16 protein-coding genes and 4 tRNA genes are annotated in these 20,529 nt (G+C 32.7%); 5 read left to right on the top strand and 15 right to left on the bottom strand.

Going from position 1 to position 20,529, the window contains the following annotated elements; genetic code table 11:
- Nucleotides 1-3: 3 nt before the first annotated feature.
- Complete coding sequence (locus tag AC4AGG_RS06105; RefSeq protein WP_489771103.1) at nt 4-3,954, bottom strand: hypothetical protein; 3,951 nt, start codon at nt 3,952-3,954, stop codon at nt 4-6.
- Between the two features lie 18 nt (nt 3,955-3,972).
- Complete coding sequence (locus tag AC4AGG_RS06100) at nt 3,973-5,079, bottom strand: hypothetical protein (RefSeq protein ID WP_489771102.1); 1,107 nt, start codon at nt 5,077-5,079, stop codon at nt 3,973-3,975.
- Between the two features lie 467 nt (nt 5,080-5,546).
- Here AC4AGG_RS06100 and AC4AGG_RS06095 point away from each other — a divergent pair, with 467 nt between their 5' ends.
- Entirely contained in the window at nt 5,547-6,083 is a 537-nt protein-coding gene (locus tag AC4AGG_RS06095; protein ID WP_489771101.1) for an antirestriction protein ArdA, read from the top strand.
- A 51-nt stretch (nt 6,084-6,134) separates the two neighbouring features.
- A complete protein-coding gene (locus AC4AGG_RS06090) occupies nt 6,135-6,728 on the top strand; it encodes a recombinase family protein (RefSeq protein ID WP_489771100.1) in 594 nt (197 codons plus the stop codon).
- A gap of 79 nt (nt 6,729-6,807) precedes the next feature.
- Here the strand turns inward: AC4AGG_RS06090 and AC4AGG_RS06085 are convergent.
- The 9 genes from AC4AGG_RS06085 to AC4AGG_RS06045 all read right to left on the bottom strand — a co-directional run bounded on the left by AC4AGG_RS06085 (nt 6,808) and on the right by AC4AGG_RS06045 (nt 17,126).
- Nucleotides 6,808-6,894: transfer RNA gene (locus AC4AGG_RS06085), tRNA-Ser, on the bottom strand.
- Nucleotides 6,895-6,937: 43 nt separating this feature from the next.
- Nucleotides 6,938-7,978 (bottom strand): NAD(P)/FAD-dependent oxidoreductase, encoded by a 1,041-nt coding sequence (locus AC4AGG_RS06080; protein ID WP_489771099.1) that lies wholly within the window; start codon nt 7,976-7,978, stop codon nt 6,938-6,940.
- 53 nt (nt 7,979-8,031) lie between these two features.
- Nucleotides 8,032-8,964: a type IX secretion system ring subunit PorN/GldN gene (porN, locus tag AC4AGG_RS06075; RefSeq protein WP_489771098.1), complete on the bottom strand. Its 933-nt coding sequence runs from the start codon at nt 8,962-8,964 to the stop codon at nt 8,032-8,034.
- A gap of 22 nt (nt 8,965-8,986) precedes the next feature.
- Nucleotides 8,987-10,576, bottom strand: a complete 1,590-nt coding sequence (porM, locus tag AC4AGG_RS06070; RefSeq protein ID WP_489771097.1) for a type IX secretion system motor protein PorM/GldM — start codon at nt 10,574-10,576, stop codon at nt 8,987-8,989.
- A 52-nt stretch (nt 10,577-10,628) separates the two neighbouring features.
- Nucleotides 10,629-11,330 (bottom strand): type IX secretion system motor protein PorL/GldL, encoded by a 702-nt coding sequence (gene porL, locus AC4AGG_RS06065; RefSeq protein WP_489771096.1) that lies wholly within the window; start codon nt 11,328-11,330, stop codon nt 10,629-10,631.
- A gap of 45 nt (nt 11,331-11,375) precedes the next feature.
- Nucleotides 11,376-12,800, bottom strand: coding sequence for a T9SS ring complex lipoprotein PorK/GldK (gene porK, locus AC4AGG_RS06060; RefSeq protein ID WP_489771095.1), 1,425 nt, complete (start codon nt 12,798-12,800; stop codon nt 11,376-11,378).
- 107 nt (nt 12,801-12,907) lie between these two features.
- The gene (gene glmS / locus AC4AGG_RS06055) at nt 12,908-14,761 is read right to left on the bottom strand and encodes a glutamine--fructose-6-phosphate transaminase (isomerizing) (protein WP_489771094.1); all 1,854 of its coding nucleotides are present in this window, start codon (nt 14,759-14,761) and stop codon (nt 12,908-12,910) included.
- A 20-nt stretch (nt 14,762-14,781) separates the two neighbouring features.
- Complete coding sequence (locus tag AC4AGG_RS06050; RefSeq protein WP_489771093.1) at nt 14,782-16,341, bottom strand: DUF4270 family protein; 1,560 nt, start codon at nt 16,339-16,341, stop codon at nt 14,782-14,784.
- A gap of 14 nt (nt 16,342-16,355) precedes the next feature.
- Nucleotides 16,356-17,126, bottom strand: coding sequence for a glycogen/starch synthase (locus AC4AGG_RS06045; RefSeq protein ID WP_489771092.1), 771 nt, complete (start codon nt 17,124-17,126; stop codon nt 16,356-16,358).
- A gap of 196 nt (nt 17,127-17,322) precedes the next feature.
- Between AC4AGG_RS06045 and panC the strand changes: the two genes are divergently transcribed.
- Nucleotides 17,323-18,171 carry a pantoate--beta-alanine ligase gene (gene panC / locus AC4AGG_RS06040; protein ID WP_489771091.1) on the top strand — a complete coding sequence of 283 codons (849 nt, stop codon included), beginning with the start codon at nt 17,323-17,325 and terminating at the stop codon, nt 18,169-18,171.
- An 87-nt stretch (nt 18,172-18,258) separates the two neighbouring features.
- Here the strand turns inward: panC and AC4AGG_RS06035 are convergent.
- From AC4AGG_RS06035 to AC4AGG_RS06025, 3 genes are all read right to left on the bottom strand, one after another.
- Nucleotides 18,259-18,331, bottom strand: a tRNA-Lys gene (locus AC4AGG_RS06035).
- Nucleotides 18,332-18,404: 73 nt separating this feature from the next.
- Nucleotides 18,405-18,487 (bottom strand) — tRNA-Leu (locus AC4AGG_RS06030).
- Nucleotides 18,488-18,522: 35 nt separating this feature from the next.
- Nucleotides 18,523-18,595: transfer RNA gene (locus tag AC4AGG_RS06025), tRNA-Lys, on the bottom strand.
- A 103-nt stretch (nt 18,596-18,698) separates the two neighbouring features.
- On the opposite strand from AC4AGG_RS06025, the gene AC4AGG_RS06020 reads away from it, so the two are divergent.
- A complete protein-coding gene (locus tag AC4AGG_RS06020; RefSeq protein ID WP_489771090.1) occupies nt 18,699-19,211 on the top strand; it encodes a shikimate kinase in 513 nt (170 codons plus the stop codon).
- On the opposite strand, the gene AC4AGG_RS06015 is transcribed toward AC4AGG_RS06020, so the two are convergent.
- A complete protein-coding gene (locus AC4AGG_RS06015) occupies nt 19,208-19,645 on the bottom strand; it encodes an RNA-binding S4 domain-containing protein (protein WP_489771089.1) in 438 nt (145 codons plus the stop codon). The two genes, AC4AGG_RS06020 and AC4AGG_RS06015, sit on opposite strands and share 4 nt — an antisense overlap.
- Before the next feature lie 48 nt (nt 19,646-19,693).
- Between AC4AGG_RS06015 and AC4AGG_RS06010 the strand changes: the two genes are divergently transcribed.
- A complete protein-coding gene (locus AC4AGG_RS06010; protein ID WP_489771088.1) occupies nt 19,694-20,428 on the top strand; it encodes a hypothetical protein in 735 nt (244 codons plus the stop codon).
- Nucleotides 20,429-20,529 lie beyond the last annotated feature (101 nt).

The raw sequence follows: 20,529 nt of genomic DNA, 5'->3' as shown, positions 1-20,529 counted from the left end.
CCTTTAATCATTAAAATCTTTGGTTATCATTTTATCAGCAAAGATGTAATATTCATTTCCAAATTCTTCTTGTAATAATTGTAGTTTTTCATTCTTTGGCTTAATATCAGCAAGATAATTTTCTAGTATTAATAGGGTGTTGTTATATAAGTTTTTATTGTTTATTTCATTATCTATTTTTTTCCATAATTTGATTTCGTTAGAAATTTTATTTTTCATGAAAATTTTCACACTATCGAAATAATTAAAAATAATTTGTGTGCCTATATTATCATTTTTATCAATATGAATTTTTCTTAATTCTTCTTCTTGATTTGAAAAAAATATGAGCGTAGAAATTATACCCATATTAGCTTCATAATTTTTAAGGGAATCAATTCTTGTGTTCCATGATTCAAATTGGAAGTAATCGTTCACACATTTAGGAGTGACATTAAAAAAATTAATATACTTATAAAACTCATCTGGAGTTGTTTCTTCTTCAAGATGATTTAGGTTTATTTCAAATGATTTATTGTTTATTGGATGTCCAAATAATGTAGGTATGTAGATTACAGATTTTATATTCGTTTCGATAAGCAACTTTTTAGCACTAAAATGGCTTCCTGTATGCAAAACTCTTCTCACTAATTCTCTTGCAACTAGTATAGAATATAGATAATCATTTCCAAAAACTTCTGCTATTATTACAAGGTTTTTTTCTAATTCAGTATTCAAATTTATATCAAACATAAAACCTGTTTCTTGCTTGATTTTTTCCCTTTCTGTTTTAAGTCTTTTTGTTAAGTTAGTTTTTTCATTAATTAATAACTTTTGAGAATCTTTAAAAACTTTATTTCCTCCATTTTGTCGAGCATGAAACTTGTTCCAACAATAAAAAAGTGCTTGTAAATTATCTATTTCTGATTCTTCTAATTGTTTCAGGCTTGAAGATTCATCATACTTACTGAAAAACTTATTATATTCCTCCCTGAACCATATATTGTTTTTTAGAGCTTCTTTAATATTATAAAAGGTAACATTATGGTTGTAATCCTCTTTAGAAATGCCAAATACTTCTTTATAAATCGCAAGAATATTACCTCCTATTTGTCTTAAAAAATTTTCAATTCCCTGAAAATAATTTTTTTGGTATTTTTTATACGAAGAAAATCTGTCTTCAAAAGAGGTTATTTTATATCCCCATTTATCATAATCCCCAGGTAAAGAAATTTCATTTAAGTTATAGATTTTGGAATCTATTAAGTCTATTGCGTTTGCAAATATTGTGTGATTGTTGGTTCTGAAATAATCAGCAAAAGATTTAACCAATTTATTCATTAGCTCATTATACAAATTTCTTCGTTCATTCAGTAAACTTATATAGCTAAACCATTTTAAATTTATATAACTTAATCTGAATATTCCTATAACTAATGAATTGATATTAACTAAATAATCAATAGGAAGATTTTCATTACTTATATTTTTTTCAGAAGGGTCGTATTGAAAATCAACCCCAAGAAAATTCGTTAAAGCTATTCCTTTAACTTTATATGTTTTTTTGGTTGGGAAAATGTATCTAAGAAGCTCTATGATTTCCATTGTAAGTTCATGAAAAAGATTATCCCTTACCTGAAAATCCTGTTCTTCATACTTTAGAGGATTATAAAAATACTTAACATCTATAATGTCTTCACTTTCTACAAAATATGGGATATTATATTCACTTCTTATATGCTCAACAACCCTATTTTTAATCTTAGATATGAAGTTTTCATCATTTTGCAAAGCTATTTGTATAGAAAACAGGAATTTGGAAAATTCTTTTTCAATGCCTTGCATATTTTGTGAAAGAGTTAAGATGTCATTATTGTTAAACTCAATAGTTTTGTCTATTTTCAAATAGTTATTCCAAAAAATAATTTCTGAAACAGAATCTAGTTCATTACCAGTATTTATAGATAAATTAGGAATTGATATTTTTTTAAACCATTCTGTTACATATTCAAAAACAAAAATTTTATCTGAAAAGCTCTTATGAATATTTGTAATGGCTTCATTTTTTTCTTCAGAAAATATGTTTTTAACTATATCATGCATACTTCCTCCATGTACATTTGAAAAATTAAATGGCAATCCTAAAGACCAAGCATCTCCCAAAATATCTCTTAACTTCTCGAAAGATTTAAAGTTTTTTTCAAAAATAAAATCGTAAATACCCTTCCATAATAAAGCATTGAATACATTTTTATATCCTAAATAGGTTTTAAAGTTTACATTTTGTAAAACATCAATGCATGTACGAACATCATATCCTTTTTCAAAAGAATATAATAAAAATTCATGTAAATCATTTTCATCAATTATAGAAAGGGAATTACTGATAAACTCATTTATGTCTGTATATTCATCTTCATCGAAGAGAATTTCACATAATATTTTTGACCTTATAGGATGAAGTCCTAATATATACTCTTTGTTTTCAGAATATTGTAATAGGTATTCTTTCTCCAAATCATTAATATGTTTTATTGGAACTTTTATCCCTAAATGATTGATAAGTCTTTTATAACTTAATTTTGAATTAAACGAATCTGACAAGCAAACATATTTCAATATATTTAACTCATCTGTATTTTCTTTAGATGCTCTATTTCTAATGTTTTGAACTTGTTCAGAGAGCCTTCCTTTTAATGTGTCTCCTTGGTTAATTAAATAAACATATTCCAACAACAATCCCTTCTTTCCAAATGCCATCCATGATTCTTCAAAATCTGTAAATTTTAAATCTTTTTTGTGTTTCGATAATGAGTCATATATTACTTTGGCTTCCTGTTTGTTAAAATTTAATTCAACATCCTGAAAGTTATAGTATTGTTGTAAATCATTTTTTCTTACATTCCAATCTTCCTGTCTTATTGTAATTAAGAAATCTATATTTTCTTTTCCATACAGTTCTTTTAGTATTTCATTCCAATTAGAATTTTGGGGTTTAATATCAAGGTAAAGTAATATTGGGAATTTTAGTCCTTTGCTTAAAGCACCCAAACTGTTTATAGTATCATAAGTTTCATTGAGCTTTTCTGATATTTTTAGCTCATATATTATATTTTCTGTTCCATAGTTTTTTAAATATCTATATGCTAAGGTACTTTTACCTTGTCCAGATGCTCCATGAATAAAAACAATATTGCTTTCTTTGAATGAGTTTTCTATTTGTGTTAGCTTTTCTTCTCGCAAAATATCCAAATTGGCTAAAATGTGTTCATATTTTGCAGATACACCATAGTAGAATCCATCTTTGTATTTTTCTAAATCTTCATTTTCAAAATTTTTAATGTTTAAAGGGAGTATTGTATTGTTGAATGATTTGTTAAAAGTTTCTTGTTCAGTAATGAATTTCCCTATTTTTTGTAAATTGACAATTAAATCTTTTGACTGAATAGATTTTTTATTTTCCCCTAAAATATATAACCAATAAATAAGCAATTCTAAAGATACTTTAGGGTCTGAAAAAAGATTAGTTTCTTTTATTAATTTCAGTGTTTCATCTTCAATATTTTTTTCATCAATAACTTCATAGCTGAAATTTTCGATAATTTTATTAATGCTATCCTGTTTGAAATTTTTGCTTTTTAATTTCTTATCTAGCTTCTTTGAATCAGTTATTTCATCACTAATTTCTCCAAATGAAATTAATTTAATTATACAGTCTTTATTTTTATTAATTGCTTTTTCTGCTCTGCTAAAAAATGATGATGTATTAGAAAATAAATCACTAAATACAAGTCTGGAATTTAAATTTTTGATTTGTATGATTTCTATATAACTGTTTTCGTTATCAAGAATGTCCAAATCTTCATATAAACCCTCAGGCTTATATACATATCCTTTTTCATATTCTGTTAATATTTTATACAAAGAATAGAGAAACTGCGTTCTGTATCCCTTTAAAGCAGAAGATGCACTCATTTTTGTATTTGCTAATATTTAATTCTCATTTTCAGTTATTAATTCAATAATTTCAGTAGTCGTTTCTTTAACATCACCTAAACTATCTACCCATATTGTTTCTATTCTTTCTTTAATAATAGGCTCGTTTTTAATGATTAATTCTCCTTCTTTTTTAAAATTTCGTGCTAACAAAGTCCATTTTATGGTAATTGGGTCAGAATTTGGTAATGGCTTTATGTAGAATTTGAAATATTTATTGTCATTTTGAATTAATGGAGAATTTTTCACAGGAAAATACTTTACACAATTATCTTCTTCATAAGCATAGGTTGTCCTATTTTCTCTCATGTGTTTTTTAATATCATCAGATAACATCCAATGAATATCACAGCCATCATCTATTTTTTTTATATTTTCAGATAACTCCAAATTTAATTTCCAATCCTCAATTACAACAGTTCCGATATTCTCTATGATTATTTCGATTTCACACCATGCATGGTTCGTTTCATTTGAGCCATAGATTGAAAATGGTTTGATGTTAAAAAATGATGAATAGAGACCATTAAAGGGCTTCGTTCCAAATTTGTATATCTTGGTTAGATTTTCAAACTTTGGATTTACTGTTGTCTCTTTAGTATTGAAATCGCTGATAAAAACATCTACATCATATTTGTCTCTAAAGTTATTTTCGTTTACATACCAATTAAAGGTTTCTCTATTTTCCTCAATGAGGTCTGCAATATCTTCCCAACAAAAAAGTAAAATTTTGAACATGCCTTTATTTCTGCTTTCAATATCCTTTTCTCTTACATATTGTTCTGTTTTCGCATCCTTATTGGCAGTAGTTGCTATGATGAATACACTCAAAGGAGGAGAAAAATTTTTAGCTTTTTCTATTTCATTTTCAATTTCCTTAACATCTAATTTTGCATTAGAATAATCATCCTTCCCTTTAACTTGAATGCCAAAATAATTAGTGTGTCCTTTTGGAATTCCAAAAATATCTACTCCTGCTTGAGGTTGTCCAAGTCTTCCATTCTTTTTTATTTCATGAGGAATTTCCCATAGTTCGCCCCATAATTTTTTACAAAGACTTTCAAAGTCTTGCCAATTTTCAGGTTTTCGTATTGTTTTTTTCAATTTTTCGCTTTTCTATGTGTACAAAAATAATTAAAATCATCACTAGTTATTAAATATTTTAACTGTGAAATTTGTTTTAGGTATCAGTCGTATATAACCACCTGCAACAACCCTCCCACATCAAATTTCATTCTATGGTGTACTCCCCATCTCTGAAAAAAGCAACATTTTTTCTTATCTATTCAGATTTGATAAAATAAAATTTTATGAAGCAGATTTTAGGTAATATTTTTTATGATATAGATTTTTGAAAGCCTGTTCAGAGTTAGACTATGGTTATAATGTAGTACAAAAAAACTTCTTCAAAAAACATAAATAAAACTTTAGAAATGTATCAAAAGCAACCAGTTTAAATTTGGTACATTAAATCAAATTTTGTAAATTAGCTAGTATGAAAAAGCCTTGAAGTATTGGAGTACAACAAGGCAGTAATTAATAAAGTCTAACGCTAATTAAAATTTATCAACATGACAAATTTACAAAATTGTTTGGATGAAGTCCAAATCTATGTAGGAACTTACAAAAAGTACAATGAAGGCTCTTTGTTTGGGAAATGGTTAAAACTTTCTGATTATTCTGATTGTGAAGAATTACAGGAAGCCATGAAAGAACTACACAAAGACGAAAAAGCCCCTGAATTTATGTTTCAGGATTACGAATGCTCTAATTTATTTAAAGACTTGGGATTGATTTCAGAGTGTTACATTTCAGAAGACATTTACGAAATTGCAAATGCTATTGATTCTTCAAATTATGATTTAGAAGTATTAGAAGCCTTTGCAGATTGTTTTTCTGAAAATGATATTTACGATATTATCAATAGGGTTAATGAATGTTATTATGGAGAATTTAACCACGATGCAGGTTTTGTACAATATATTTTAGAAGAAACAGGAGATTTACCCGAGCTACCAAATTATATTCATATTGATTGGGAACGAACGAGCTTTGATATTATGATGGATTATTCAACAAGTAACAATCACTATTTTAGAAATTATTAACCAAAATAATACAGCACCTCTGTAAAAAGGGGTGCTTTATACCTAATCAAAATGAAAGCAAGATATATTCGAGTTTCCACAGGAAACCAAAAGACAGAAAGACAAGAACAAAAGAACCATCCTAGCGAGAAACTTTACATTGATATTGTGAGTGGTGCAATTCCCTTTAAAGAAAGAGAACAGGGCAAAAGAATGATTCAGGATATTGAAGATGGATTGATAACCTATATTAGTGTTCATTCCATAGATAGATTGGGAAGAAACTTATTTGACATATTGGCTACAATAGAGCTATTAAATGAAAAGAATATCATATTAAAGGTAGAAAACCTAGGATTAGAAAGTTTAGTCCAAAACAAGCCAAATTCTGCCTTTAAACTCATTATTTCTGTAATGGCTAATATTGCAGAGATGGAAAGGGAAACGCTTCTTGAAAGACAAAGGGAAGGAATCAGAATTGCTATTGCTAAAGGAGTTTATAAAGGTCGTGTAAAGGGTTCAAAAGAATCTGATGAACAAATCCTCTCCAAATATAAAGAAGTGGTAAAATATCTAAAAAAAGGACAATCTTTGCGAGATGTAGCAAAACTTTGCTCTGTTTCATTAGGCACTGTACAGAAAGTTAAGAAGATTTTGGGAAATTGATAGTCGTGCAGATGTCGTGCGTTTCTAATAAATAAAAAATGCAAAATATTGATTAACAATAAATTGCATTTTTATATTGCAGAGAGGAAGGGATTCGAACCCTCGATACAGTTACCCGTATACTAACTTTCCAGGCTAGCTCCTTCAACCACTCAGACACCTCTCTAAAAGCGACTGCAAAAGTAGTTCAAATTTATAATATATCAAAATCAATCATTAACAAAACGTTGAAGGTCGACATCGGGAGGAAGTTCTATACCATTCTCAATGTGTTCGTAAAGGACTTTGCTAAAGTAATTGCCATTCAAAATTCCACGACTGCCGAGGCCGTTAAAAACATACAAATTGTGATGCTCAACATGACGACCAAGTATTGGTCTTCTGTCCTTTGTCGTAGGTCGAAAACCGTATTTCACCTCATTTACCATATATGGATGAGGATAAAGCTCTTTCAATCCCTTCTCGAGCTGCTCTAAGGCAGATGCATCGATTCCTTCTTCAAGAGATTCGCGGTCGTAGGTTCCACCATAGTAATATGATTGGCTATCTAAAGGAAAAAGAAAATGCTTTTTCTTGATTGTCGAATTGTCATCAATTCTCATGGAAAGACCAACCGAAAGATGATGACCTTTATTAGGATTAACTGCAATTGCGGAGAAAAAAGGATTATTTTTGACTTCCATCCCCTCACAAAAAACAATATGTTCAAACATGGTATCCTTATAAACCTTCTCACTCAATTTCAAATATTCGAAATCAAATCGCTCTTCAACCAGATTTCCTTTACTACCAAGATAATCGAAAAACGAATTGAAAAATCTAGGAACATCTAAACGATATGAATGTAAAACCTCTACTACACCAAATGGATTATTAACTGTTGGAAGGCTTTTAAACTGATTTGAAAGAAACGGTGCTAACTCCTCCCTAGCGGATTTCTTTAACCACAGTTCTTTTTCACCTTCATCATGAAATACGCGAAGTATAGGCTCATTAATAAGAGAATCCACAGATAGATACTTGCTCATCTGATTACAAGTCAATAATAAATCCGAAATTTGCTCTTTGGCTTTCCAAAAGGGAGTGAACTTCTTTAGGACAACAGGATTCACAATACCTGCTGAAACATGCGATGCACCTCTAGCTTTGTCAGAATATAGAACAAAACTCTTATCATGTAATATCAATTGGTGCGCAAAAAAGACAGCAGCATAGCCATCTCCAACGATGATATAATCAACTTTTTTCATAAAAAAAACCTAAGCAAATATACTTAGGTTTTATTTCTAAATGAAATTACAAATTAATAATTCCACATTTCATTTTCCATTTCAAGGATTTTTCCTTTGATTCTATTACTTTCCTCAATTTGCTCATCCGCATTTCTTGGAATATAATCTTTAATCATACCATCACCAACACCATCACTAGACTTATAAATCACAGAAGTAAATCTTCTAGCATTTAATAAGTCATCAAAGGTTAAATCAGAAGAAGTGTTATTTTTGTTATAAACAATATTATTAGCAAGAATCTTTCTTACACTTGGATAGTAAATCCAAAAAAGATCTACCAACTCATCACTGGAATACAGAGGTAAACCATCTGGACCAATTCTACCAAGAGTTGTAGGGTCTGGACCCATTGCAGCGATACCAAGAGGTCTGTACTTCATTTGTCCATCTCTTTTATCAATATACCACATCCCAAAAATCTTTAACATCTTAACTGTAGCAGAAGTCGTTTCATACCTGTCAGTATACTGAACCTTCTCCTCTGGTGTAAGCTGCCTATACTCCAAAATATCTTGAGCTTGGGGTGACAAAACCTCCCTCATCAAACTTCGCTTAATACCCTCCTCATCAAGCTTTGTTTCAAAATTCTCATCAGCATAAACTTCTTTAATTTCACCAGATAAAGCAGATTTTAACAAGATCGAATATAGAGACTTTGATTGATTAGATAGAGATGAAGTATTATCATAATAAAATGGTTGATTAACTCTATCATTAAGATCAATTACCTCCCAAACATAAACTGCTTTCAAGATGTCTTTATCTTCGATATAACCATAAGAAAGGGGATCCACTTCATTAGAAACTAAACTATCACCTACCTTCTTCATGTTATCATCCCTCATCTTTCTAAACTCTTCTGGAGAACTCGCATTTAGAATAGTCTGTGCAAACGCAATAGCTGAAAAAGCCACTAAAACTGCACTAATATATTTTTTCATAGCAAATTATATTTCAAATAAATTATTGTACATTAATAACAACTGGTGAGGCTTCACGTCCAACTCTAGCCGGTAAACCCTGAGCTGTATACTCAATTCCATATATCGCCACTTGATCACCAGCTCTCAATCCTCTAACCGCACCTTCAACTGCTCTAAGGCTGTTGCCTGTCACAGGAATTGCAGCTCTACCAGGGATTTTAAATAAAAATCTTGTAACATTAAAGGTAACTGGAAAATCAAAATCAGGTAATGCAGCAGTAACAAGCTGATTTGAAATAGATGTCGCTGGTAAACTAACAACTTTTCTACCTCTAATTTGTCCCTCGGGATCTGGAACTGGTTTCACCCTAAAATCAAATGATTGAGAAGTAGTTCCTCTAGGGCCAGTACCAGAAATGGTCAATTTAACAACATTGGTTGCTCCAGGAATAACATCCCATTTCCCATTACCTTTTGGCCTAACCGTAGCACCTGTTGCAGTCAAAGATAATTTAGTGTTATTCACTCCAAGAATAGACCCTGAAATTGGATTCTCTAAATTTCGATACATCACATTCATCTTATCAGCTACTACCAACGCACCAGTTTCATAATCAACTTCAGTTCTACCAGCAGTTACGTTGTACTTATGAGTATATGGTATATTTTCAACCTTACCATCAGCCATTAATACATTGATTGATCCACTAATTGTCTTCTCACCAACAGAACCAGTATTCAAAGGAATATATCCTTTACCATTCTCTTGACGACTAACCCCATTAATGGTAATTTTGTTACTATTAGAGTAAGAAGCTAAATAAACTTCTGCTGTGGCATTAGTACCTTTTACAACATCAATTGGAGCCTTTACAACAGCCTCGTACTCATTGAACTTGATACTTGCATCAACTTTTTCCTGCAACATCATAGCTAACGCATCTGATTGTACATTTCTCGCATCATTCTGGATAATCTCTAAATTCGAAATTGCTGCTACCAAAGGTTGATTGTAAAACTTATCTTGAATCCAATTTTTTCCATTTGGACCTTTACCACCAGGGTACTCCGTTTTCAAAGCATCATTAGCTCGATCAACTAATGTCTTAAGATTTGGATTAGAACTAAAAGTCTTACTGATATAATCTCTAATCTCAGTCATTTTGGCTTGTAAATCTTTCGCTCCTTTTGAAGGTTTATTTTCATCACCTTCAGAAAAGAAGTAAGCCATTGTAGCTTCATTATTATTAAGAGCTGCAAAATTCTCCCCAATATCAACAGGTTTTTTTGTAACAGGACCCATCTCAACAAAATCAGAATCCTTTTTTAGTTTACCTTTAATACCATCTACATCAACTACTAAACCATCAATCATTTGCTTTAAAACTTGGTATTGAGACCAAGGTTGAGCATAAGTATCAGGAACAGCAACCGCCTTTGCTTCCAGAGTTTTCTCAAAAATATTGGTATTCTTTAGCTCAGTCAATTTTCTTGTAGCCTGAAGAGATTGTGTAGACTCGTAATATGAGCGGATAATTTCCACGTCAATATTTAACGCCATCATTGCGATGAACACGAGGTACATCAAATTGATCATCTTCTGACGTGGTGTCTGTTTTCCTTGTGCCATTTTCTTTTTTCTTTTTTTAAATTAAGTAATTAATTAGAAAGGGTTCAGGAAATTAAGACTTCATTGCTGTAAGCATACCACCATAAACTCTATTAAGATTATTAAGGTTGGACGTTAATCCGTTTAATTCTTCATTAAATTTCTCAGAATGAGCTGCCGACTTTTCTAAATCAGCGACATATTTTTTGCTATATTCAGCTTGTTGCTGTCCGCTCTCCAATTGCATTACATACAATTGATTCATACTTTCCATATGCTGAGCAGCTTTATTCAATTGCTCGTTATATTTATGGGTAGAAGCAGATACATCAACTGTTTGATTAATTTGATCAACAGAAGAAGAGAACTTGTCAATACCAGTTCTTAGTCTCTCGAACAAACCAACATCTAACTTAGCATCCTCTAACATTTTATCTAACTTACCAGATAGTGAATTCTCAATTTGAGCAACATAATCAACAGCACCACCTTTAACATTAGCGTGCAAAGGATTTGGTTTTGCATGCTTGTCTAACAATTCAGGGTATACGTTCTCCCATGCATAGCTTTCTTCAGTTTTCGGCGGGTCAAAAGCAAAAACGATGAAAATGAAAGCTTCAGTTACAAGACCAACAGTTAACGCAAGGTTACCTGTAATTGGACCGATATGAAAGTGAGTAATTTTGAATAGTGCTCCTAAGATTACAATTGCAGCACCAAATGAGTAAATGAAGTTATAAATCCCTTCTTTTGTTGTGAAAACACCTCTAGCCATAATATTTATTGGTATTAAATTCGTTAAATAGTTTGTGTACTTTTTTTATTTTGTTGATCTTCTCTTTTGCTTAACTGCAGCCTCAGGAATCGTTTGCTTGGTTCTGAAACCAATGTAGCTTCTTGCAGAATCTTTAGCTTCCCAATCTCTAGCCCCAGTCATCAACATATAACCAACATCTTTCCAAGAACCACCTCTTACAGATTTCTTTGTATCTGCTGATCTGTTTCCAATTGAAGGATTCAAAGTAGATCCGAATTGATAAGTTGAATTATTGTATCCTGATTGAGTCCATTCGGAAACGTTACCAGCCATATCATAAAGACCAAAACCATTCTTTTCAAATTTTCTTGTCGGTCCAGCATACATATAAGTTCCCTTTTTCTCATCTTCTATATAATTACCTCTCTTAGGTTTGAAATTAGCTCGGTAACATCCTCTATCATTGATTAAGTAAGGTCCTCCCCAAGGATAAGTAGCATTTTCGATACCCCCTTTAGCAGCATATTCCCACTCAACTTCTGTTGGCAAATCAAAACTCATTGGCACTCCCTTTTTCTTTTTCAAGCTTTGGTTATAGTCTGTCTTAATTTTAGTTCTAAAATCACAATAAGCCTTAGCTTGCTCCCAAGTAACACCAACTACAGGATATTCTTTATAAGCTTTGTGCCAGAAGTATTGTTCGAATAATGGTTCATTATAAGTATAGTGGAAATCTTTGATCCACACTGTTGTATCAGGATATACTGCAATACTTTGTCTCTTAACATAGTTAGCACCTCTTTCTCCAGCAGCAATAGCAGAACCGTAATCTTCCCACTGATAAGAATACTTTAATTTACTAGCATCAATAATTCTCTCGTTTTTGAATCTTTCAGAAGCCGGTAGATACAAAGATTCGATAACTTCAGCATACTCAACATCTGGATAGTTTGATGTATTCCAATGCAAAGGAATACTCCAGTCTAACTTTTTATTACCTGGCCCTTCATCTCTTCCTCCAATCGATTCTTGATATTCTTGAAAAGGTGTCAAATCACCATCTTCAGCTGCAACATAAGCATAATCACTGATCTGAGTTCCTTTTCCTCCACCTTCACCCCAACCTTCACCAGCAGCCTCAGCTAACATAGTTCTAGCAATAGAATCTCTTACATAATTGATAAAAACTCGGTACTCAGCATTGGTTGTTTCGGCTTCATCCATAAAAAACGCAGAAACAGTTACTGTTTTTAATGGCGCTTTTTCAGGAGTGTTTGTTGGATCCTGATCTGCAAGACCAACAACAAAAGAACCTCCAGGGATTGCTACTGTACCATAAGGTCTTTCCGGAACAAAACTGCTCGATCTTTCGTTAGGTATCAACTCGCCTTTTACTCCTGGTTTTCCAGCTGAACTGCTTCCTCCGGAACAAGATGATACAACTAGACCTGCTGACGCTGACAATAATAAAAGAATTATCCTTTTCATGTTAATTTTATAATTAAGCGGTAAATATATAATTTTTTTAAGAAACTATTAAGATTTTTTAAGAAAAAACGCAAAAAAAACTAGATTATTGTAGGATAGTAATTTTTTTATTCTACGGTAACCGATTTTGCAAGATTTCTTGGCTGATCTACGTTTGCTCCTCTATAAACTGCAATATAATAAGCTAGTAATTGTAAAGGCACAGATGCTACAATTGGAGAAAAACTTTCTGATGTTACTGGAATCTCGATAACATAATCTGCCATCGAACTAACCTGAACATCTCCCTTGTTAACAACTGCAATGATCTTTCCTTTTCTAGCTTTAATTTCCTGAACATTACTCACAATCTTATCATAATGTCCCAATTTAGGGGCTATAATCACAATCGGCATATTCTCATCAATTAACGCGATCGGACCGTGCTTCATTTCAGCAGCTGGATATCCCTCAGCGTGAATGTATGAAATTTCTTTCAGTTTCAACGCTCCTTCCAAAGCCGCAGGATAGTTATAACCTCTTCCCAAATATAAGAAGTTTTGTGCATTTACAAAATCTTTAGCGATATCTTTTGTGATTTCATGGGTTGTTTCGAGCACTTCTTCAATTTTTTTCGGAATGGCATCCAATTCTGTTATCAACTTCATGAACTCTGCATTGCTCAGATTTCCATTATGTTTACCCAACTTAAGAGCAATCAAAGAAAGAATAGTTAACTGAGCTGTAAACGCCTTTGTAGAAGCTACTCCAATTTCGGGACCTGCGTGCGTATATGAGCCCGCATCTGTAATTCTAGAAATTGAAGAATCAACAACATTACAAATACCATATATAAAAGCACCTTTTTCTTTAGCAAGTTTTAAAGCCGCCATCGTATCAGCTGTTTCTCCAGATTGAGAAATTGCAATAACTACATCTTTATCCGATATAATAGGATTTCTATATCTAAACTCAGAAGCATATTCTACTTCTACCGGAATTCTTGCATATTCTTCGATAAGGTATTCTCCAATTAATCCAGCATGCCAAGAAGTTCCACAAGCAATTATGATGATCCTTTGAGCATTGTTAAATCTTTCAAGATAATCCCAAATACCCGCCATTTTGATAATTCCCTCATCAACTAAAAGTCTTCCTCTCATGGTATCATGAATCGATTTAGGTTGTTCGAAAATTTCCTTTAACATGAAGTGTTCGTATCCGCCCTTTTCGATTTGTTCCAAACTGAGCTTAAGCTGTTGAATAGCCGGGTCTATTTTAGAATTATCGTTAATTGATCTAATATCTACACCATTCTCTAAAGAAATGGTAGCCATATGACCTTCCTCTAGATAAATAGCCTCTTTCGTAAATTCAACAAATGGAGAGGCATCAGATGCAATGAAATATTCATTATTCCCTAAACCAATCGCAAGTGGAGATCCTAATCTACCAACTACTAAAACTCCAGGAAAATCATCGTGCATCACCGTAATAGCATAAGCTCCATATACTTCATTTAATGCATATCTAACCGCAGTTGGAAAATCAATCTCACCCTTAATATCCATGAAATACTGGATTAGGTTCACTAACACTTCTGTATCAGTTTCGGAGTGGAAAACATAACCATTCTCCGAAAGCATTTTTTTAATCGTATCATAATTTTCAATGATACCATTATGAACAATTGCTATTTTTCCATTATTTGAGATATGAGGATGTGAATTTCTATCACTAGGAACACCATGAGTAGCCCATCTTGTGTGTCCCATTCCGAAATTTGACTGACCTTTCAATTGCTCAGATATAGCGACAAGATCATCAACTTTTCCCTTAGTTTTTGCTACTTTAAAATTTTCAGACTCGGTATCCAAAACAATTCCTGCACTGTCATAACCACGATATTCTAATCTTCTGAGACCGTTAATGACGACCTCGTAAGCGTCTTGAAAACCTGTATAACCAACTATTCCACACATATTTTTTTTAAGGTATTTAATTATTTTACTCCGTAGACTACTCTCAATTGTGCACTATTAGGATTATCGGAACTTGTTCCTACAAGCACAACGCGATGCGGATCATAAGTCCTGGTAGTTCTAGTAGCACCATATAAAGTACTTGTAGTACTATTAACTGCAAAAGAGCCAAGGTCTATCATAAATTCACTATTAGTTTTACCAGACTCTACAATATCTTTCACTGATTTTGTAATTGTAAACTCATAATATGACGGATCACTGTATAAATTATAAGCTCCAAACAAACTAAATCCCGCCGCACCCGACAATGCTGTCATATCAGGCACAAACTCACGAGTAACTTTATTAGAAGTTTCTGTAAAATTTGTAATTGTATAATATCGAGGTTGGGTATATCGATTACTCCATACTGAAGTATTATCAGTATACAGACGAATCTTAGCGGTAATAATACCAATCTTATCCTGAGTGTATTTTTGCTTTAGACCTGTAATGACATTATCAGGAATTTTCACCCTAATACTAGGTCCTCCCATACCTTGCGAAAACAATAGAGGGTCACCATTGGAACTAGAACCAGCCAAAGCAGTTTCTAATGCTGTACCACTTCGATCATAATCATATAAAGCAATATGAGCGTTTGAACTTCCTAAAGGAAACGAAAACGTAGTTTGCTGAGATGTCGTTGTCCCATTGGAAGTAACATCTCTTTTGTAGTACATCACAATTTTTGCACTATTCGTTGCAAAAGGAAATAGGTAGCCATCAGTTTCATCCACTGAAATCTTAATTCCCTTAAAATATCTTATAAAACCAGCGGCATCTTTCAAATCGGCTGAACCTTGATGATCAAGAATTTTAGTTTGAAAGAAGGTACTGCTCAAAGGAATTCTAATGTTCGCTCCATCAGAAGTCCACAATGAAGAGCCGCCATCATCTTTTGTAATAGCAACTTTATTAACTGTACCATCAAAAGTTTTAGAACCGAGAAGAGTAGAATAATTAACAGTTTTATTAGAATAGGTTTCGTCACTATATGCTCCCAAAAAGTCAGTTACTTCATGAACTCTTAAATTAAATGAAGTATCCACACCTCCAATCTTATATTTACCATATTTTTTAACAGGATAGTTATCAACCACCATTTTGGCAGCTACACTTCCGTCTGGATAAATATAATTTTCATTGGTGGTCGTTGTAACAGAATCCGTAGCAGTTTGTATAGCTGGTGTCAATACCAAAACGACAGAGTCAACAACCGCATTATCTCCAAAATCATAATCATAACTAGACATTCTGACCTGTGTAACATATGAAGCTTTTTGCATCCCAAAAACACTTTCTGTAAAAGCACCTAGCCTCGCAGAATCTAACCTTGGATTATCACTTCTAATACTGTCATTATTATTCTGATTATATGCAATTATAGAAAAAGACTGCTCATTAGCATCCGCTGTAATATCACTAAAAAACTGCTCCCCTAATGTGTCCGAATCTGGTTCACATTGGTGCAAAAAGAAACTTCCTAGTATAAACAAAGAAGTTAATTTCAATAATTGTTGAATATTTTTTATCATTAATTTTTTCAAATTTAATATACTTTTACAACAGAGTCTACATCAAGATACTCTGACTTGTTGGTTTTACTTTTGTTAAATGCCGCATCAAGTTTATCATCCAAAAACTCATCTCCTTTCAATACGAAATCTACCAAATCCATACTGTCAATAACAAAATTTTGAAAACTTGGGTTTTCAATAGCATTGAGCGATGTAATCTGGTCGAAGTTCAGGATATCCTTAATATTACTATCCAATGCAACGTCTTCTTCGTTATACACCGACAATACAATCTTGGTGTTCTTGAAGAACGCATCGTTCTTATAATAAGTTTTAAGGTAAATTGGAATAAATGATGCCATCCAACCACTTAAATGAATAAGATCTGGAACCCAATTCAGCTTCTTAATGGTCTCAATTACCCCTCTCGCAAAAAAAACAGCGCGTTCACCGTTATCTTCAAAAGGCACGCCATTTTCATCTTTATAGTAGAGTTTTCTCTTAAAATACTCTTCGTTATCAATAAAATATACTTGAAGTCTCTCACCAGGCAAAGAAGCTACCTTAATGATAAGAGGTTGGTCAAGGTCATTAATAATGACATTCATCCCTGATAATCGGATAACCTCATGTAATTGAAACTTTCTCTCACTAATTAATCCGAATCGAGGCATAAATACTCGGACATCGTTTCCTTCATTATACATTTTGAGCGCCAGATTATTAGTCATGGTCGCTATATTACTTTCCTCCTGATAGGGAAACATTTCTGTTGTGATGTACAAAATCTTCTGATCCGTCATAAAAAATTGGCTTATCTTGTGCGTAAACTACACCTTCATTTATGCAAAATTACAAAAATTTAAACTAATACGTTTTAATTAACATATTTTAATACATATCGGTTAATCAATCCTAAACCAGTTTCAAAAAATTTTGAGATTAACAAAAAATCCTCAAACAATTTTTTCTAATTTTACGCATCACAAAAGTCAACCTATGCAAGTCTTTAGAAACAAAAAAACTTTAGAAGATTATATCGAGCGTCAAAGAGAAATGGGAAAAAAAATTGGTTTTGCTCCAACCATGGGCGCATTACACCAAGGACATTTGACTCTGTATAAAGTTGCGAGAAAAGAAAACGACTTAGTCATTGCCTCTATCTACGTTAATCCAACTCAATTCAATAACGTTGAGGATTTGGAAAAATATCCAAGAACGGTAGGTATTGATCTTCAACTTTTGGAAGATACAGGTAATGTTGACGCAGTATATGTGCCTCGCAATGAAGATTTGTATCCAGAAAAACTCGAAAGCAAATCCTATGATTTCGACGGTATCGAAAACAAAATGGAAGGCAAATTTCGCCCAGGCCACTTTGATGGCGTCGGAACCGTTGTTGAAACACTCTTTCGACAAGTAAAACCAGACAATGCTTACTTTGGTGAGAAGGATTACCAACAACTTGCCATCATCAAAAAATTAGTTAAAAAATATAATATTCCTGTAAAAATACATGGAGTACCGACAGTTCGTGAAGAAAGTGGACTTGCCATGAGCTCCAGAAATGAAAGATTAACAAAAGACCAAAGAGATGCGGCCAAAATAATTCACGAAACTTTAATTAAAGTAAATGACTGGTTTCGCATAGTAACTATTCCCGAAATCCATTCGCGAGTAGAAGAAATATTCAAAAATCAGAAAGACATGAAACTGGAGTATTTTGAAATTGCGGACGAAAGCACTTTAGAAAGTACTGATTTCTTCTACAAAGACAAACAATTCAGAGCATTTATCGTTGTTTTTGTCGGAGAGGTACGTTTGATTGACAATATGCATCTGGATTAAAAAAAAAATCGAAAGCCCTCACAGAACTTTCGAACACCAAATCACAAAAATATGAATATGAAAAAAATTACTTTACAGTAATTTTAGTGACTCGGCTGGGATTCGAACCCAGGACCCATACATTAAAAGTGTATTGCTCTACCAGCTGAGCTACCGAGTCGGTTATATAATTTATGATTGATTAATAGGATAAAAACTACTTATCAAACATATTTTATTAAACATTTTGACTGTGCCTGCGACTGGACTCGAACCAGCACATCCGTAGGAAACCACCCCCTCAAGATGGCGTGTCTACCAATTTCACCACACAGGCAAAAAAAAACCGTAATAAATACGGACTTTTTATTGTGACCTGGCTGGGATTCGAACCCAGGACCCATACATTAAAAGTGTATTGCTCTACCAGCTGAGCTACCAGGTCTTCTACATCACACATTGGATATGCTCTGTAAAAAGTGGTGCAAAGATAAGCCTTTTTTTATATTCTCAAAATTTTTTATCAACTTTGTCGAAACCTTTTTACAATGAGCATTTCTTTGATGGGCTACATGGGAAGCGGAAAAACTTTGGTTTCCAATATTCTATGTGAAAAAACAGGCATAAAAAAAATTGATTTGGATGACTACATTTCATCTAAAATCAATTCGTCAATTCCTGAAATTTTTGCAAAAAAAGGTGAAATCTACTTTAGAAAGACAGAACATGAGTATCTAAAAGAAATTTTATCGACCGAAAAAGATTTGATTTTAAGTCTTGGTGGAGGGACTCCAGTTTACTACAACAATATAGATATTATTAATCAATACTCCAAGAGTTTTTATCTTAGAGCTTCTGTTAAAACCTTAGCCGAAAGATTGATTTCTGAGAAGTCCAATCGACCAATGATTGCTCGAATTCACGATGCAGATTTACCAGAATTCATTGCCAAACATCTATTTGAAAGAAATTCTTTCTATAATAAAGCCAATTTCACCATCGATGTTGACAACAAAACGCCTGAAGAAATTGCAGAGAAGATTATTAAATCACTCCTTTAATCTTCACCTTTTTCGTCGCTATCTTCTGATGCGAAAAAATAATCCCAGTCTGTAGTCTGTGCCTCCTCATTATTTTCCAAATAATCGGAAATTTCTCTTCTGTCCTTTTTGGTTGGTCTCCCTTCTCCCCGATTGCGATAATATTTTTGTTCCATCAATCTCATCTCTAATTTGTGATATTCTTCCTTCGACGTCATATCCAAAACATGCTGAGGCACAAGTTTTGCGCCAAGACGACTTTTAGGCAGTTCAAAAATTTTTATTGTGTAAGAAATCTGATTTTTTCTAACCACAAGGACGTCTCCAACTTTAACCTCACGAGAGGACTTCACAGCGTTATCACCTATCGAAACTCTATTCTTTTTTATCTCGTCAGTAGCCAGACTTCGTGTCTTATAAAATCTTACATACCACAAAAATTTATCTATTCGCATAATTTTTATACTTTTGTTTCTTCAATTTACCGATATAAAAATAAAAAAATGAAACGAATATTCCTGTCAATGCTAATATTTTCTGTATTTATTTCATCTTGTAAGAAGGATGATACAGATACATATGTAGAGCCAGAAGACATTGCAGTTCAAAATCAATACGATGATCAAGCAATTCAAAAATACTTGGACGAACATTATCTTAGTTCCACAGGAAATATTAAGGCTTTTGATTCTAGTGATTCTTCGGACGACAATGAGACCAAACTTTCTGCACTTAACCCAGTCAAATTATCGTCTGGTGTCATTTATATTGTAAGAAACGGAGCACAACCAGACCCTGGAACAACGATTGGACAAAGTGATGTTATTAGATTTATGCACAGAACTTATGGTTATGTTGCAACCAATACTGATAATGTTGTTAGCCTAACGGCAGGTTTGAGTTTTGATTCAACCAATTCAATTGACGGAACAGGAACACCTAGTATTGATCCAAAATATTATTTCACTACACAAACTTTTGTTGATACTTACAACACTAACAATAGTACTACTTGGGGTAAAAGTTATTTTGAAATTGAGGGCTTAAGAGAAGGTCTTCAACATTTCCAAGCTTATGACATTCCTGATTCTGACAACTATAATCTACAGGGAGTTATCATCGTCCCTTCTCGTGCTGCTTTTGCAAGAGATTCACATTATGCTTATGGAGGATATAGCTGGAGAAACAGAACATTTATCTTTAACTTTCAAGTGTACAAAACAACAGTTAGAAGTTAATCAATCTATATACGAAACAATAAAAAACACTCCGATTTGGAGTGTTTTTTATGTTATCATTTCTCTCTTTTCGCAAAAGGAATTATCCCTGATTATATTAA

It is taken from the genome of Chryseobacterium sp. CG10_8 (genome assembly GCF_058117085.1).
Note: the sequence above shows the minus strand (reverse complement) of the source record. Positions and strands in the feature narration are given on the sequence as shown.